The organism is Streptomyces sp. SAS_270, assembly GCF_052543295.1.
The window spans coordinates 1-15,142 of record NZ_JBMNDS010000039.1 but is presented as its reverse complement, the minus strand read 5'-3'; the positions used below and the strand labels follow the sequence as shown (position 1 = coordinate 15,142).

Genomic DNA, 15,142 nt, shown 5'->3' with positions numbered 1-15,142 from the left:
CGGGGTTACGCGGAAGCCGCCGGCCCTACGGTCACGACCGGACCGATGACGATGACGGCCGGGGGCCGCACGTCCTCGGCGCGTACGGTTTCGGCGACCGTCGCGAGGGTGGCGTCGACCCGGCGCTGCGCGGCGGTCGTGCCCTCCTGCACCAGGGCGACGGGGGTGTCGGGCGACTTGCCGTGCGCCACCAGCGTCTCGGCGATCCTGCCGATCTTGTCGACGCCCATGAGGATCACCAGCGTGCCGGTGAGCTTCGCCAGCGACGGCCAGTCGACCAGCGAGCGTTCGTCGTCGGGCGCAACATGGCCGCTGACCACCGTGAACTCGTGGGCGACCCCGCGGTGCGTGACCGGGATGCCGGCCGCGCCCGGCACCGAGATCGAGCTGGAGATGCCGGGGACCACCGTGCAGGGGATGCCCGCCTCGGCGAGCGCGTGGATCTCCTCCATGCCGCGGCCGAAGACGAAGGGGTCACCGCCCTTGAGGCGGACCACCGACTTGCCCTGTTTGGCGTGCTCGATCAGCGCGTTGTTGATGGCCTCCTGGGCCATGAACCGGCCGTACGGGATCTTCGCCGCGTCGATCACCTCGACATGCGGCGGGAGTTCGGCGAGCAGGTCGCGCGGGCCGAGCCGGTCGGCGATGACCACGTCGGCCTCGGCGAGGAGGCGGCGACCGCGGACCGTGATCAGGTCCGGGTCACCGGGGCCGCCGCCGACCAGGGCCACGCCTGAGGTGCGGGTGCGGTGGTGCGGGGCGACCAGGGTGCCGTCGCGCAGGCCCTCGACGACGGCGTCACGGATCGCGGCGGTGTGGCGCGGGTCGCGTCCCCGGGCGTCCGTGGTGAGGACGGCGACGGTCACGCCCTCGCTGTGGCCGGTCGCGGGGGTCCAGGCGGTGGCCGCGTCGGCGTCGTCGGAGCGCACGCACCACACGCGGTGGCGCTCCGCCTCGGCGGAGGCCGCGGTGTTGGCCGCGGTGTCAGCAGTGGCGATGAGCGCGTACCAGGCCTCGGCGAGGTCACCGTCCTCGTACGGGCGCCTGATCCAGGTGATCTCGCCCGCGTCCGCCATGGCCTCGACCGAGGGAGTGGCCTGCGGGGAGACGAGGTGGACGTCCGCCCCGGCCGCGATGAGCGCCGGGAGGCGGCGTTGGGCGACCTGGCCGCCGCCGAGGACGACCACTCGGCGGCCGGTGAGGCGGAGGCCTACGGGGTAGGCGGGGTGTTCAGCCATGGAGGTGCGGCTCCTCGTACAGGCGTGCGGTGGGCGCTACGGCTCTGGAGCTGCCCTGACGTGCGGATTTTAGACGTGGATCCAGCGTACGGCGGGGGTGGGGGGCGCGCAGCAACGCCCACCCGGCCCACCCCGCGTCGCAGGGCTACTTCTCGGTGACGCCCGCCGAGTCGAACGTGGCCACCTCGTGCATCGCCCGTGCGGCGCTCTGCACGACCGGGAGGGCCAGCAGGGCGCCCGTGCCCTCGCCGAGGCGGAGGTCGAGGTCGACCAGCGGACGCAGGCCCAGCTTGTTCAGCGCCGCCACGTGGCCGGGCTCGGCGCTGCGGTGGCCCGCGATGCACGCGGCGAGGACCTCGGGGGCGATCGCGCGGGCCACGAGCGCCGCGGCGCCGGCACTCACGCCGTCCAGGATCACCGGCGTACGCAGGGACGCGCCGCCGAGCAGCAGGCCGACCATCGCAGCGTGCTCCAGGCCGCCGATGGCCGAGAGGACGCCGATGGGGTCGGCCGGGTCGGGCTGGTGGACCTCGATGGCGCGGCGCACTACCTCGGTCTTGCGGGCCAGCGTCTCGTCGTTGATGCCGGTGCCGCGGCCCGTCACCTCGGACGGGTCGGTGTCCGTGAAGACGGAGATCAGGGCCGCGGACGCGGTCGTGTTGGCGATGCCCATCTCGCCCGTGAGCAGCACCTTGTTGCCGGCCGCCACCAGATCGCGGGCGGTCTCGATGCCCACCTCGATGGCCGCGACGACCTCCTCGCGGGACATCGCGGGACCGGTCGTCATGTCGGCGGTGCCGGGGCGGATCTTGCGCGGCAGCAGGCCCGGCGTTGCCGGGAGGTCGGAGGCGACGCCCACGTCGATGACGCAGACCTCGGCGCCCACCTGGTTCGCGAACGCGTTGCAGACCGCGCCGCCGCCCAGGAAGTTGGCCACCATCTGGGCGGTGACCTCCTGCGGCCAGGGGGTGACGCCCTGGGCGTGCACTCCGTGGTCTCCGGCGAAGATCGCGACGGCGGCGGGCTCCGGGATCGGCGGCGGGCACTGCCGGGACAGGCCGGACAACTGCGCGGAGATGATCTCCAGCATGCCGAGTGCGCCCGCGGGCTTGGTCATCCGCTTCTGGCGCTCCCAGGCCTCACCGAGCGCCTTGGCGTCCAGCGGGCGGATGTTGGCGACCGTCTCGGCGAGCAGGTCGTGCGGCTCCTCGCCGGGCAGCGCGCGACGGCCGTAGGTCTCCTCGTGGACGACCCAGGACAGCGGGCGGCGCTTGGACCAGCCCGCCTGCATCAGCTCGGGCTCCTCGGGGAACTCGTCCACGTAGCCGACGCAGAGGTAGGCGACGACCTCCAGGTGCTCGGGCAGGCCGAGGGCGCGGACCATCTCGCGCTCGTCGAAGAAGCTGACCCAGCCGACGCCGAGGCCCTCGGCGCGGGCCGCCAGCCACAGGTTCTCCACGGCGAGCGCGGAGGAGTACGGGGCCATCTGCGGCTGCGTGTGGCGGCCCAGCGTGTGGCGGCCGCCGCGCGTCGGGTCGGCGGTGACGACGATGTTCACCGGGGTGTCGAGGATGGCCTCGATCTTCAGTTCCTTGAACTGCTTGGCGCGGCCCTTGGGCAGCGACAGCGCGTAGGCCTCGCGCTGGCGCTGGGCGAGTTCGTGCATCGAGCGGCGTGTGTCGGCCGAGCGGATGACGACGAAGTCCCAGGGCTGCGAGTGGCCGACGGACGGTGCCGTGTGGGCGGCCTCCAGGACGCGCAGCAGCACGTCGTGCGGGATCGGGTCGCTGCGGAAGCCGTTGCGGATGTCGCGGCGCTCGCGCATGACGCGCAGCACGGCCTCGCGCTCGGCGTCGTCGTAGCCGGGCGCCGCGGGGCCGGTGGACTCTCGTACGTCTTCCACTACGGCCGTGCTCTCTTCCTGATCGGCGCCCTGGGTGTCCAGGTCGTCCGCCTGCTGTGTGACTACGACTGCGGGTTCCGGCTCCGCGACGGGCGGTTCCGGCACGACTTGTTCGAAGTCGTCATGGGTTGCCGCTTGGGCCTCGACCTCGGACTCGCGGGGTGCGGGCACGGGGGCGACGGGCTGGACTTCGGCGAAGGGCTGCTCGTCGGCGGGGAGCTGGGGACTCTCCTGCGGGGCGGGCGCTTCGGGCTCGGCGTCACGTTCCGCCGCGGGTTCGGGTGCTGGTGCGGGTGCGGCGGTCTCGGCCTGGGCTTCGGTCTCGGGCTCGGCCGGGGGCTCCGGCTCGGCCAGGGGCTCCGGCTCGGCCGGGAGCTCGGGCTCCGCGTGGCCGGCGACGGCGGGCGCGGACTCGTCGACCGAGGGCTGCTCCACCGCGGGCTCCTCGGGCGCGGGCTCCTCGGCTGCGGGTTGCTGCTGCTCGGCCGGGGGCTGTTCCTGCGCGGGCTGTTCCTCGGCGGGCAGCGGCGGCACGACCATGGGGTGCGGCGGGGTCGGGGCGAGGTGCGGGGTCGTCGGCACCTGGCCCTCGACGGCCACGAACTGGCCGAGCGACTGGTCCGCCGGTACCTCCAGGGGTACGCCGGCCACGCGGGCCGCGTCACCGGGGGGCTGCTCGCCGGAGGCGTGGCCCACTGCGGCATGGGGCGCTGCGGCGTGCGCGGCGACACCGACGGGCACGCCGTGCGACGGCTGGGCGGCCGCGGCCCCGGCGGGGTTCGCGAACTGCTGGGCGAACTGCTGGGCCGCCGCCGCGTCGAGCCCGGGCACCGCCTGTCCGTAGGACGAGTCGGCGGCGAACGCGGCCTGGGCCTGCGCCTGCGCGGCGTCGAACTCCTCGTCCACGTCGTGCTCGGCCTCGGCGGGGACCGGCTGCGGAACCTGGGCGGCCTCGACGGGGGCCACCGTGTCCGCGAACTGGACAGCGGCGTCCGGGATATGGACCGCGGGTTCGGCAGGTTGAGCCTGGACCGGGGCAGCCGCGTGGGCGAACTGCGCCGCAGCCACGGGCGCCGTCTGCGGGTCCGGCGCGAGCTGCACGTGCCGGGAGTTCTGGATGTGCTCGCCGGGCGCGAGGTGCTCGGCGTCCGCCGGGACCGCTACCGGAGCGTCGGTGTGCGCGGGCTCGTGGGCCAACGGGAACGGCACGGCGTCAGGAGCCTGCTGGGCGTGCGGGTCAAGCGACACGTGGGCGGCGTCAGGAGCCTGCGCAAGGTCCGCGGCGGCATGGGGGTCGAGAACGCCGTCCGGCTCCTCCGGCAGGTGGGCGACCTGCGGGGCCTCGGGCGCCGCGGGGAACTCCGCGGCCCGGACGGCGTCAGGCGCCTGCGGCGTCCCGGGGACCTGGACCGGCTCAGCATCCTGAACCGCCTCGGGCGCCTGCGTAATCTCGCCGACCGTGCCGGGCTCGGGGAAGGTGCCGGGCTCAGGGAACGTGCCCGCCTCGGAGCCCTGCCCCTCCTGCGGAACGACCGTTTCTGCAATCTGCCCCTCGGAGCTCACCGGCGGGGCGCCCCACGGCACGGCTCCCTGCGGCGGGATCTCGCCGAGGTGCGACACGTCGAGGTACTCGGGTCCGCTCGTCGGCGGTCCTGCGTGCCGTACGGGGGGCACCGGGGCGGCGAGGGGCGCACCCGCCGGGCCGCGGTCGGCGAGCGAACGCACCGGGCTCGCGGAACCGTCCGGCGTGGGCGGGCCGAGGTGCAGCGGGCGGCGCGGGGCCACCGGCTGCGGGGCCGGAGCCGGCATGCGGACACCGCCGAGGTCGACCGAACCGCTGTCGCGGCCCGACGCCTCGTGCGGACCGGGCTCATGGACGAGGGGCATCGGGGCCGGCGGCGGCACCTCGTTGCCCCAGGCGCCCTGCGCACCCGGCGCGCCCGGCAGGAGGAGCAGGTCGTCGTCGTCCGCGGTGGTCTCGGAGGGGTCGAGGTAGGTGTACGCGACCGGGGCGGGGGCGCCCGGCTGCTCCACCATGCCTGCGTTCTCCGGCAGTCCCTCGCCCGGGACCTGGCCGGTGTCGGTCATGCGTACCCCTCGCCCATCGGTTAGTGCTTCTACGACCAGCTCGCCCGGGACGGCGCACCGACCGCCCCGCAGTGAAGAACGAGCGTGCGTGCCCAGCGGCACGAAACGACCCGCCAACAAAGACGACAAAGCCATTAACTGGCATTGTCGCGGTCGTCCCGCCGTCGCGACACCTTGATCCGCAACGGCCCGCTGTGGACTGCGCCACGTTGCGCGTCCTCCGGTTCTGCCGTACCACACCCACCCCAAAAGGGGCGTGTTTTCCGGACATTGACCGACGAAATATCGGACACCCGGGAGCGGTACAACGATCGGCCAGCCTACCGCGCGCAGTACGACAACAGGATCACGGGGCGCGATCCGGCAAACGGCCTGTGAGCAGGAACGCGACGCTCCGCTCCTTCTCCGTCCAGGCCCTTGTATCGAGTTCGACGGACTGAATGAGCGCGCACTCGACCCGGTATCCGTGCTCGGTCAGGTTCCTGCCGATGAGCTCGGCGGCGTCACGGGTCGCGGCGTGGGTGACGATGCGCTGCGGGCGGCGGTCGGCGACGGCCGAGACCACCGCCGCTCCCCCGCCCCCGACGCGTACGACATCGGGTTCGGGAAGGTTCTCCAGGATGTGCGGTGCGGTGCCCTGCACGATCTGCATCTGGACGCCGAAGCGGCGGGCGGAGTCCTCGGTGCGGGCGCACGCCCCCGGCTGCCGGTCGACCGCGATGACGGCGGCGCCGGTGCGCGCCGCCTCGGTGGCGAAGGCGCCGCTGCCGGAGCCGATGTCCCACACGAGGTCGCCGGCGCGCGGTCCCAGGCGGGCGAGTTGGGCGGCGCGCAGCAGGTCCGTCTCGCCCTCGCCGAGCGCGCCGCCGTACGCCTCGGCGGGCAGCGCCCAGCCGCGTGGTCCGGTGCCCGGGTCGCGTCCGGCGATCCACCCGCCGCCCTCGGCCGCGGCGACGAAGCCGCCGATGACGATGACGACGTTGGGGTCGCGCCAGGTGTGGTCGGCGGCCTTGTCCGAGGTGACGACGGTGACCTGCTCGCGCGCGGTGCCCAGTTCCTCGCAGATGACGAAGGTGCGGTGGACCCCTTCGAGGAGCAGGCCGAGTTCGGCGGGGCCGGCGCCTGGTGAGGTGAGAACGGCGACTTTGGTGTGGGCGCGGCACACATTCACCGCGCGTCGCAGGGTTCGGCGGTGTGCGACAACCACCTGTGCGTCGTCCCAGGGCATCCCGGCGCGGGCGAAGGCCGCGGCCACCGAGGAGACGGCGGGCACCACTTCGACCTCCAGGCCGAACTCCGGTGCGCGCAGGGTGCGTACGACCCCGAAGAAGCCCGGGTCGCCGTCGGCGAGGACGACGGCGCTGCCCCGGTGGCCCGCGATGCGGCGGGCGGCGAGAGCGACACTGCCGAGCCGGATGCGCTCGGCGGACACGGGTACCTCGGCGAGCGCCAGGTGGTGGGCCGCGCCGGCCACCAGTGTGGCGGCGGCGAGAGCCGAGTGGGCCGCGGCCGTCAGCGGCGAGCCGTCCCAGCCGATCACCGTGACCCGGTCGGCCATCGTCCTCAGTCTCCAGAAAGGTCTTCGCAGGTCGTCGGGGGCAGCCCTTGGGCGGGCTCCGTGAGGGTACCTGGTGACACCGGGGACTGCTCGGTCGGGTGGGAGCGGTCCCTTGAATTCAGTTCCAGTCCGAGAACGACGTGAAACCACCGCTGTCGGCCAGTTCCTCGCCGACGCCGTCGAGGTCCTCGGGCAGCAGGCTCCACACGATGAAGTCGCTGCGCACGTCGACCCAGGTGCCGTCCTCGGTGCGTGCGTGCACTATGCAGGCGTTGCGCAGGACGCCCTCGCTGATGCAGCCGATCTTCTGGGCCACCTGCTGGGAGGCGGTGTTGTCGGCGGCCGTACGGATCTCGATGCGCTCGAACTTCTGGTCGCCGAAGAGCCATTGGGAGGTGGCGAGCGCGGCCTCGGAGGCGTAGCCCTCGCCGCGGGCCCAGGGGGCGATGATGTAGGAGAGTTCGGTGGCGCGGATGTGCCAGTTCGTCCTGGTGAGCTGGATGATCCCGACCAGGCGCTGGGTGAGGAACTCGGTGACCGCGAGGTCGAGGCCGCGGCCCGCGGTGCGCTCGGTGGGCGCGTACTCGGTGATCCAGCCGCGGGCGCCGTCCTCGGTGTAGGGCTGGGGGACGTCGGTCCAGGCGGCGACCTGCTCGTCGTTCATCATGGCGGCGAGCGAGGGGACGTCGTCCTCGTCGAGCGGACGCAGCACCAACCGCTCCGTGCTGATGGAGATGTTGGGGAAGGTGCTCGTCATGCGCCGCTCCGTAACCTTCGAAACATTCAGGGCCTGCGAACTGCCCAGCATGCAGCATGAAACCACCGAACTGCACCACGGGGTCCGCTCGTTGTGAAGGAGCGGACCCCGTGCGTGGGGGCGGCTAGAAGGACGGGATGACCGAGCCGGCGTACTTGTCCTCGATGAACTTCTTCACCTCGGGCGAGGTCAGGAGCTTCGCGAGCTTCTTGACGCGCGGGTCGGACTCGTTGCCCTTCTTCACCGCGAGGAAGTTGCCGTACGGGCTGTTCTTCGCGGACTCCAGGACGAGGGCCTCCTTGGCGGGCTTGAGGCCCGCGGAGAGGGCGAAGTTGCCGTTGACGACCGCGGCGTCGACGTCGTCCAGGGAGCGCGCGGTCTGAGCGGCCTCGACCTCCTTGAACTCGAGGTTCTTCGGGTTCTTGGCGATGTCCTGCGGGGTCGCCTCGCTGCCGGCGCCGTCCTTGAGGGTGATGAGCCCGTTGGCGGCGAGCAGCTTCAGGGCACGCGCCTCGTTGACGGCGTCGTTCGGGATCGCGACGGTCGCGCCGCTCTTCAGGGTGTCGGCGCTCTTCACCTTGTGGGAGTAGAGGCCGAGCGGCTCCAGGTGCACCGTGACGACGGGCACGATGTGGGTGCCGCGCTTCTTGTTGAAGTCGTCCAGGTAGGGCTGGTTCTGGAAGTAGTTGGCGCCCACCGAGCCGTCCTCGGTCGCCGTGTTCGGCACGATGTAGTCCTGGAACTCCTTGACCTCCAGGTCGAGGCCCGCCTTCTTCGCCAGGTTCTTCTTGACGAAGTCGAGGATCTCGGCGTGCGGGGTCGGGCTCGCGGCGACGACCAGCGGTCCGCTGTAGTCGGAGGAGGAAGCGGAGTCGGTGCCCGAGCCGCAGGCGGTGAGCCCGAAGGTGAGGGCTCCGGCGGCGAGGACGGCGGTGGTGATCTTGGCGGTGTTACGCACGAAAAGTGCCTTTCCTGAGGGGTGGTGCTGCCCCGTCGTGGGTGGTGACGGGGAAATCCGTGGGTGGTGAGTCAGTGGGTCAGACGGTCTTGCCGGTCGCCGTGGACGCCTTCAGCAGGCGGAGCCTCGGCGCCGCGCCGGACCGGCCGCCGCGCCGGTGCAGTCCGCGTGCGGCGTAGTCGCCGGCGAACTGGATGACGGCGATCACGACCGCGAGGACGGCGACCGTGATCCACATCAGGCTGGTCTCGAAGCGCTGGTAGCCGTACCGGATGGCGATGTCGCCCAGGCCGCCGGCGCCGACGGTGCCGGCCATCGCGGAGTAGCCGATGAGGGCGACGATCGTGGTGGTGGCGGAGGAGATCAGCGAGGGCAGCGACTCGGGTACGAGGACCTTGCGGACGACGGTCCATGTGTTGCCGCCCATCGACTGCACGGCCTCGACGAGTCCGCCGTCCACTTCGCGGACAGCCGTCTCGACCAGGCGCGCGAAGAACGGGATCGCCCCGATCGCGAGGGGCACGATCGCGGCCTCACGGCCGATGGTCGTCCCGGTGATGGTGCGGGTGAAGCTCATCAGCGCGACCATCAGGATGATGAACGGCATCGAGCGGGCGACGTTCACGACCTGTCCGATGACCTTGTTGGCCACGACGTTCTGGAGGAGGCCGCCTCGGTCGGTCAGGACGAGCAGGATGCCGAGCGGCAGACCGCCCACGATCGCGATGAGGGTGGACCAGCCCACCATGTAGAGCGTGTCCCAACACGCCTGGGACAGCAGCGGCTGCATCTCGGACCAGGTCACTTGGCACCTTCCTTGAGCAGCACGGGCTCCTGGCCGAGGACGTCGATTCCCAGTCCCTGCTCGCGCAGGAAGCCGATGGGCACCACGTTGTCCTCGTAGCGGCCGGGCAGTTCGATGCGCATCCGGCCGACCTGCAGGCCGCCGACCGTGTCGATCGCGGCGCCGAGGATCGAGATGTCGATGTTGTACGTCCGCGACAGCTGGGAGATGACGGGCTGGGTGGCCGCCTCGCCCTGGAAGGTGACGTCGACAACGGTGCGGTCCTCGCCGGTGGCGTCGCCGCCCACCGGGAAGAGGGCCGCGGCCAGTTCCGAGCCGGGAGAGGCGAGGAGTTCGCTCACGGTGCCGGACTCGACGATCCGGCCGTTCTCCATCAGCGCGGCCGAGTCGCAGATCGTCTTGACGACGTCCATCTCATGGGTGATGAGCAGGACGGTCAGGCCGAGCTGCCGATTCAGGTCGCGCAGCAGCTGGAGGATGGAGCGGGTGGTCTCGGGGTCGAGGGCGCTGGTGGCCTCGTCGGACAGGAGCACCTTCGGGTCGCCGGCGAGAGCGCGGGCGATGCCGACGCGCTGCTTCTGGCCGCCGGAGAGCTGGGCCGGGAAGGACCTGGACTTGTCGGAGAGGCCGACCAGGTCGAGGAGTTCGAGGGCCTTGCGGCTGCGCTCCTTGCCGGAGACGCCTTGGATTTCGAGGGGCAGCTCGACGTTGTCCTGGACGGTGCGCGAGGACAGCAGGTTGAAGTGCTGGAAGACCATCCCGATACGGCTGCGCGCCCTGCGCAGTTCCCGGCCGGCGCGCGGTCCGCGGCCGACGAGGGCGGTGAGGTCCTGTCCGGCGACGCTCACGGTCCCGGCGGTGGGGCGTTCCAGGAGGTTGACGCAGCGGATGAGCGAGGACTTGCCGGCGCCGGACTGGCCGATGACGCCGTAGACCTCGCCTTCGCGGACGTGCAGATCGACGCCGTCGAGGGCGGTCACCTCACGGCCGCGCGAGCGGTAGACCTTGGTGAGGCCCGTTGTCGTGATCACTGGGGTTTCCGTCACTGTCGTGTGCGGGGCGTGGGTGTGCCCGGGCACGGGTGCATGCGGTCGGGAACGCGGCACGGTTCTCGCGGTGGCGATGGAACCGGGGGAGAACGTGTGCGCGGGGCAGCCCGAGTCACGTACTTCGTACGGACATGGGGCGGCGGTCTCGCTTCGGGGCGCGAGGCCAGGCGGTGGTGCGGGGGCCCTCTAGAAGGCGCACATTCGACACATACAACGAGCACCGGGCGTCATGGTCGCCTCGGTCGCAAGGATGCGGTTGCTCGTCGTGGTCATGAAACGAGTAAAGCAGAAGTACGGCCGCGGGCCGTCATCGCTGTCCGCATTGCGGACAGCGATGGACACGGTCCGGCCCCGACGGGAAACCACCGCTCCCCCGCCGGTGACCAGCGCCGACGGGGCACGACGGCGCTCTCCACAGGAGTCGTGTGCGGCGCGGCCGCCTCAGGTGTTGTGGTCAAGACCACGACGGTCGCGCCGCGGGAGGCGCGGGGCGAGCGGGGGCCGGCGGGGGCAGCCCGGGGGCGAGGACAGCGGGCCATTTGGACCGTAATAGGGTCACGGCATGCTTGATGCCCTGACGGTCGCGACGGCCGTCGCCGCGCTCGCGCTCGCCGCCTGGTGCGGCTGGGCCGCCTACCGTGATCAGCCGACCAAGGACTGGCACTTCATCGGCATGGCCGTGGTGTCGGCGCTCGCCCTGGTGCAGCTGGTCATCGGTGTCGTCCAGCTGGGTCGCGGCGAGAAGCCGGAACAGGGCACGACGATCTTCGTGGCGTATCTGCTCGGCGCGCTCGCGTGCATCCCGGCGGCCGGCTTCATGTCGCTGGCGGAGCGCACGCGCTGGGGTTCGATCACCGTGGCGGCCGGCGGCGTCGTCCTCGCCGTCCTGGAGGTGCGGCTCTATGACATCTGGGGAGGCTGAGATGACGGCCCCGGAGGGGAAGCCGCGCAGGGTCCGGCTGATCAGCGGACCGGGCATGCTGCTGGTCTGGTTGTACGGCGTGATGGTCGTCGGCGCGGTGTCGCGCTCGGCGGTGCAGATCTCGACGGAGTTCGACAAGGCCCCGCTGGCCTACTCGCTCTCCGCGATCGCGGGTCTCGTGTACGGCTTCATCACGTACTCGCTCGTGCGCGGCGGCGAGCGGGCCCGCAGGGCGGCGCTGGTGTGCTGCGCCGCCGAGCTCGCGGGTGTGCTGACGGTGGGGACGTGGACACTGGTGGAGCCGTCCGCGTTCCCCGACGCCACGGTGTGGTCGGACTACGGGATGGGCTATCTGTTCATCCCGGTACTGCTGCCGCTGTCGGCGATGTACTGGCTGCGCAAGGCGCGTACGACCGCCGACAGCTGAGCCTCAGGGGCGTGAGGTGCGGGGCTGCTACGCGCTGGCCGCGTACGCGCTGGTGTCCGCGCCCTTGGCGAGGGTCACCAGGGTGAGGCGCTCGTCGACGCGCTCCGCGGAGACCTGCGTGTAGCCGTGCTTGCGGTACAGGCGCAGGTTGTGGTCGCTGCGGTGTCCCGTGAAGAGCTGGAAGGACTTGGCCGTTCCCTCCGCGCCGAGCTTCGCCTCGATCGCGGTGAGCAGGCGTCCGCCCAGCCCGTGGCGTTGCATGCGCGGGTGGACGATGAGCTTGTTGATGCGCGCCGTGCCCTCGACATCGACCGCTCCGCGTACGGAGGCCACCACCTCGTCCCCGAGCCGGGCCACCAGGACAGTGCCCTGGGCCAGCTCGGCCTTGAGGGAGTCGAGGGGCTGGGTGAGTGGCTCGATGCCGTAGTCGCCGTACAGCTCGGCCTCGCTCTGGTAGCAGAGGTACTGCAGCTTGAGGATCTGCTCGGCGTCCTGCTCCGTCGCTGCCGAGATGGTCACGCTCATGCCCATGTGTGCATGCCTCCCGCTCACCTGTTCCACCGGTTGTCCCTCACTCCTATCCCCGCGGTTCGCGAGCCGCAACCTCCGGCGCGAGCAATCGGCGCAGACATCCCAGGCATCTGGAACGTTCCGGACCCAGACTGCCCTGTGAGATACCCAACTCCCCTGCGATTTCGCGATAAGTGAGGTCCTTGGGGGACAACAGCGCCGCCATCAGCCGGGGGCAGCGGCCCGGCAGACGTCGTACGGCGTCGTGCAGCGCCCGGTCGCGGGCGGCGGCGAGGGCCTGCTGCTCCGGGCCGGTGCCGTGGTCGTCGGCGGGCTCGGCGGCGTACGGCCGTTCGAGGCGGGCCGTGCGGCGGCTGCGGCGCCCTTCCGAGCGGACGGCCCGGCGCAGCCACCCGTGCGGGTCAACGGGTGGGCCGTCCGTGTCGAGGCGCTCCAGGAGGCGCAGCCAGACGGCCTGTTCCAGGTCGCTCTGCTCGGTGCCGGACGCGTGGGCCTCGGCGGAGGCCTCGGCGGCGAGCAGTGGGCGCAGCGCGGTGAGCATCTCGTGTGTCATATGCCCCATCACGCGGCCGCCCGGGCGGGAGGTTGCCGGGGCGGCCGGTTGTCACCCCAAACGGGGTGGCGGGGTCATCCGTTGACGAAGTCCTCGCGGGCGAGCAGCGCGGTGTCCGCATTGTCGGAGAAGACGCCGTCGATGCCGGTGGCGAAGTACGTCCGGAACGCGCCGAAGGCGTCGCCGTAGGCGTTCGGGTCGGTGCCCGTGCGGAAGTTCGCGGGCAGGAAGGTGTTCTCGTTGCGCATCGTGTAGGGGTGCAGGATCAGGCCCGCCTTGTGCGCGTCGGCAACGAGCGTGGTCGGCGTGGTGAGGGCCCCGTTCGCGTCCTTGGGGATGACGAGGTCGAGGGTCGGACCGATGCCCTGCGCGTACGAGGCGATCCACTGCAGGCCCGCGGGCGTGACGAGGTCGGCGACCGTGCGCGGGTCACCGGCCGTCACGAAGTCCCAGGGACGGGTGTTCGCGGCGGACAGCAGCACGACGAGCGGGTTGCCGACGAGCTTGTCCAGCCGCTGGATGCTGCTCGGCTCGAAGGACTGGATGATGACCGGCGAGTTCTTCCGGTCCTTGCCGTGCTTGTGGAGGATCTTGGCGAGCCGCTCCTCCAGGCCGAGGCCGAGTTTGCGGAAGTACGTGGGGTGTTTGGTCTCGGGGTAGATCCAGACCTGCTTGCCGCGCTTGCGGGTCTGCTCGTCCTGCCACTGGAGCACCTCTTCGAAGGTGGGGATCTCCCAGCGGCCGTTGTAGAGGGTGTTGCGCTGGCGGTTGGCGGGGATGCGCTCGATCGCGCGCAGCGTCTTCAGCTCGGCGAGCGTGAAGTCCTCGGTGAACCAGCCGGTGGTGGCGACCCCGTCCAGCGTCTTGGTGGTCTTGCGGCCGGCGAACTCGGGGTGCGCGGCGACGTCGGTGGTCCCGCCGATCTCCGGCTCGTGACGGCATACGAGGTGGCCGTCCTTGGTGGGCACCAGGTCACCCGCCTCGACGACGTCGGCGCCCAGGTCGAGGGCCAGCTCGTACGACCCGAACGTGTGCTCGGGACGGTAGCCGCTGGCGCCGCGATGGCCGATGACGGTCGGCTTCGGCAGGCTCCGGTAGCCGCCGCCGGTGCGCTGCCCGTCGGCGCTCGCCACGCCCGGCAGTCCGAGGACCGCTCCGCCCGCACCGAGCACCGCGGCCCCGAGCAGCTTCCTTCGCGCCGTGCCCCGCCCCTGCTCGTTGGACCCCTGCGTCGCCATGAGCGCTCCTTCTCCGTACCGCCCTGCACCTGTCAAAGCGGGACGATCGTAGGTGCCCGCGGGTGACGGTGGGGAGACCCTCGGCGGAACACGCGGGTGACGCTGGATGTCGTACGGAATACGGGTGTTGAGGCTGTGCGGGCGCGCGGATCACCCACCTCACGACCCCCGCTGTTCACGCGTCGGCCGGTATCCCGCGCGACGTCCGTCACATCTTCGCGCCCGCGTGACGGGCGCGAAACGGGGCACCTCCGCAGGTAAACGTGCGTCAACACTGCGTATCCAGTCGGTGAACCCGATGTGCAATCACCCGGAAAGCGCGAGTATCGTCCTCACCTGCACAGACTTCATACCGATCCCTTGACAATGGAGGGCCCGTTGTCCCGCTTCGCGCTCATCAAGGCAGTGCTCGGACCGATCATGCGCCTGATGTTCCGCCCACGGGTGGAAGGCGTGGAGCACATCCCGGGCGACGGCCCGGTGATCCTGGCCGGCAACCACCTCACCTTCATCGACTCGATGATCCTGCCGCTGGTGTGCGACCGGCAGGTGCTCTTCATCGGCAAGGACGAGTACGTCACCGGCAAGGGCTTCAAGGGCCGCCTGATGGCCTGGTTCTTCACCGGCGTCGGCATGATCCCGGTGGACCGGGACGGCGCGAACGGCGGAGTCGCCGCGCTGATGACCGGCCGCCGCGTCCTGGAGGAGGGCAAGGTCTTCGGCATCTACCCCGAGGGCACCCGCTCCCCCGACGGCCGCCTCTACCGCGGCCGCACCGGCATCGCCCGGCTCACTCTGATGACGGGCGCCCCGGTCGTCCCGTTCGCGATGATCGGCACCGACAAGCTGCAGCCCGGCGGCGCGGGGATGCCGCGGCCCGGCCGCGTCACCGTTCGCTTCGGTGAGGCCATGGAGTTCTCGCGGTACGAGGGCATGGACCGTGACCGGTACGTGCTGCGCGCGGTGACCGACTCGGTGATGACCGAGGTCATGCGGTTGTCCGGGCAGGAGTACGTGGACATGTACGCCACGAAGGCCAAGGCCGCGTAGCGGCTCCGCCGGGGTGCGAGGAAGGTCGGGCGCGGTGCGCCCGACCTTTTTTTGGGGGGGGGGGG

Annotated in this window: 13 protein-coding genes; 3 read left to right on the top strand and 10 right to left on the bottom strand. The window is 71.6% G+C overall.

Going from position 1 to position 15,142, the window contains the following annotated elements; all coding sequences use genetic code 11:
- Window positions 1-5: 5 nt before the first annotated feature.
- The 7 genes from cobA to ACN6LB_RS24445 form a co-directional block, all read right to left on the bottom strand.
- Window positions 6-1,238 carry a uroporphyrinogen-III C-methyltransferase gene (cobA, locus tag ACN6LB_RS24475; RefSeq protein ID WP_445027790.1) on the bottom strand — a complete coding sequence of 411 codons (1,233 nt, stop codon included), beginning with the start codon at window positions 1,236-1,238 and terminating at the stop codon, window positions 6-8.
- Between the two features lie 145 nt (window positions 1,239-1,383).
- Window positions 1,384-5,229 carry a nicotinate-nucleotide--dimethylbenzimidazole phosphoribosyltransferase gene (gene cobT / locus ACN6LB_RS24470; RefSeq protein ID WP_445027789.1) on the bottom strand — a complete coding sequence of 1,282 codons (3,846 nt, stop codon included), beginning with the start codon at window positions 5,227-5,229 and terminating at the stop codon, window positions 1,384-1,386.
- A gap of 346 nt (window positions 5,230-5,575) precedes the next feature.
- Window positions 5,576-6,787: a precorrin-6y C5,15-methyltransferase (decarboxylating) subunit CbiE gene (cbiE, locus tag ACN6LB_RS24465; RefSeq protein WP_356134705.1), complete on the bottom strand. Its 1,212-nt coding sequence runs from the start codon at window positions 6,785-6,787 to the stop codon at window positions 5,576-5,578.
- Between the two features lie 118 nt (window positions 6,788-6,905).
- Window positions 6,906-7,544 carry a GNAT family N-acetyltransferase gene (locus ACN6LB_RS24460; protein ID WP_445027788.1) on the bottom strand — a complete coding sequence of 213 codons (639 nt, stop codon included), beginning with the start codon at window positions 7,542-7,544 and terminating at the stop codon, window positions 6,906-6,908.
- 124 nt (window positions 7,545-7,668) lie between these two features.
- On the bottom strand, window positions 7,669-8,502 hold the full coding sequence (locus ACN6LB_RS24455; protein WP_445027787.1) for a MetQ/NlpA family ABC transporter substrate-binding protein: 834 nt from the start codon (window positions 8,500-8,502) through the stop codon (window positions 7,669-7,671).
- Between the two features lie 79 nt (window positions 8,503-8,581).
- Window positions 8,582-9,307: a methionine ABC transporter permease gene (locus ACN6LB_RS24450; protein WP_356134711.1), complete on the bottom strand. Its 726-nt coding sequence runs from the start codon at window positions 9,305-9,307 to the stop codon at window positions 8,582-8,584.
- Entirely contained in the window at window positions 9,304-10,338 is a 1,035-nt protein-coding gene (locus ACN6LB_RS24445) for a methionine ABC transporter ATP-binding protein (RefSeq protein ID WP_445027786.1), read from the bottom strand. The genes ACN6LB_RS24450 and ACN6LB_RS24445 overlap by 4 nt, the downstream gene beginning before the upstream one ends.
- Window positions 10,339-10,918: 580 nt before the next feature.
- Here ACN6LB_RS24445 and ACN6LB_RS24440 point away from each other — a divergent pair.
- Together ACN6LB_RS24440 and ACN6LB_RS24435 are read left to right on the top strand one after the other, a co-directional pair.
- The gene (locus ACN6LB_RS24440) at window positions 10,919-11,278 is read left to right on the top strand and encodes a hypothetical protein (RefSeq protein ID WP_356134715.1); all 360 of its coding nucleotides are present in this window, start codon (window positions 10,919-10,921) and stop codon (window positions 11,276-11,278) included.
- A 1-nt stretch (window position 11,279) separates the two neighbouring features.
- A complete protein-coding gene (locus ACN6LB_RS24435) occupies window positions 11,280-11,705 on the top strand; it encodes a hypothetical protein (RefSeq protein ID WP_356134717.1) in 426 nt (141 codons plus the stop codon).
- A gap of 27 nt (window positions 11,706-11,732) precedes the next feature.
- Here ACN6LB_RS24435 and ACN6LB_RS24430 read toward each other — a convergent pair whose 3' ends face one another.
- The 3 genes from ACN6LB_RS24430 to ACN6LB_RS24420 all read right to left on the bottom strand — a co-directional run bounded on the left by ACN6LB_RS24430 (window position 11,733) and on the right by ACN6LB_RS24420 (window position 14,027).
- Entirely contained in the window at window positions 11,733-12,236 is a 504-nt protein-coding gene (locus ACN6LB_RS24430; RefSeq protein WP_356134719.1) for a GNAT family N-acetyltransferase, read from the bottom strand.
- A 46-nt stretch (window positions 12,237-12,282) separates the two neighbouring features.
- Window positions 12,283-12,789 carry an RNA polymerase sigma factor gene (locus ACN6LB_RS24425; RefSeq protein WP_356134721.1) on the bottom strand — a complete coding sequence of 169 codons (507 nt, stop codon included), beginning with the start codon at window positions 12,787-12,789 and terminating at the stop codon, window positions 12,283-12,285.
- Between the two features lie 74 nt (window positions 12,790-12,863).
- Window positions 12,864-14,027 (bottom strand): glycerophosphodiester phosphodiesterase, encoded by a 1,164-nt coding sequence (locus ACN6LB_RS24420; RefSeq protein WP_445027785.1) that lies wholly within the window; start codon window positions 14,025-14,027, stop codon window positions 12,864-12,866.
- A 378-nt stretch (window positions 14,028-14,405) separates the two neighbouring features.
- Here ACN6LB_RS24420 and ACN6LB_RS24415 point away from each other — a divergent pair, with 378 nt between their 5' ends.
- Window positions 14,406-15,077 (top strand): lysophospholipid acyltransferase family protein, encoded by a 672-nt coding sequence (locus ACN6LB_RS24415; protein ID WP_351698901.1) that lies wholly within the window; start codon window positions 14,406-14,408, stop codon window positions 15,075-15,077.
- Window positions 15,078-15,142 lie beyond the last annotated feature (65 nt).

Coding starts and splice junctions, on each gene's coding strand:
- cobA (WP_445027790.1), bottom strand. CDS start 1,238: ATGGCTGAACACCCCGCCTACCCCGTAGGCCTCCGCCTCACCGGCCGC.
- cobT (WP_445027789.1), bottom strand. CDS start 5,229: ATGACCGACACCGGCCAGGTCCCGGGCGAGGGACTGCCGGAGAACGCA.
- cbiE (WP_356134705.1), bottom strand. CDS start 6,787: ATGGCCGACCGGGTCACGGTGATCGGCTGGGACGGCTCGCCGCTGACG.
- ACN6LB_RS24460 (WP_445027788.1), bottom strand. CDS start 7,544: ATGACGAGCACCTTCCCCAACATCTCCATCAGCACGGAGCGGTTGGTG.
- ACN6LB_RS24440 (WP_356134715.1), top strand. CDS start 10,919: ATGCTTGATGCCCTGACGGTCGCGACGGCCGTCGCCGCGCTCGCGCTC.
- ACN6LB_RS24435 (WP_356134717.1), top strand. CDS start 11,280: ATGACGGCCCCGGAGGGGAAGCCGCGCAGGGTCCGGCTGATCAGCGGA.
- ACN6LB_RS24430 (WP_356134719.1), bottom strand. CDS start 12,236: ATGGGCATGAGCGTGACCATCTCGGCAGCGACGGAGCAGGACGCCGAG.
- ACN6LB_RS24425 (WP_356134721.1), bottom strand. CDS start 12,789: ATGACACACGAGATGCTCACCGCGCTGCGCCCACTGCTCGCCGCCGAG.
- ACN6LB_RS24420 (WP_445027785.1), bottom strand. CDS start 14,027: ATGGCGACGCAGGGGTCCAACGAGCAGGGGCGGGGCACGGCGCGAAGG.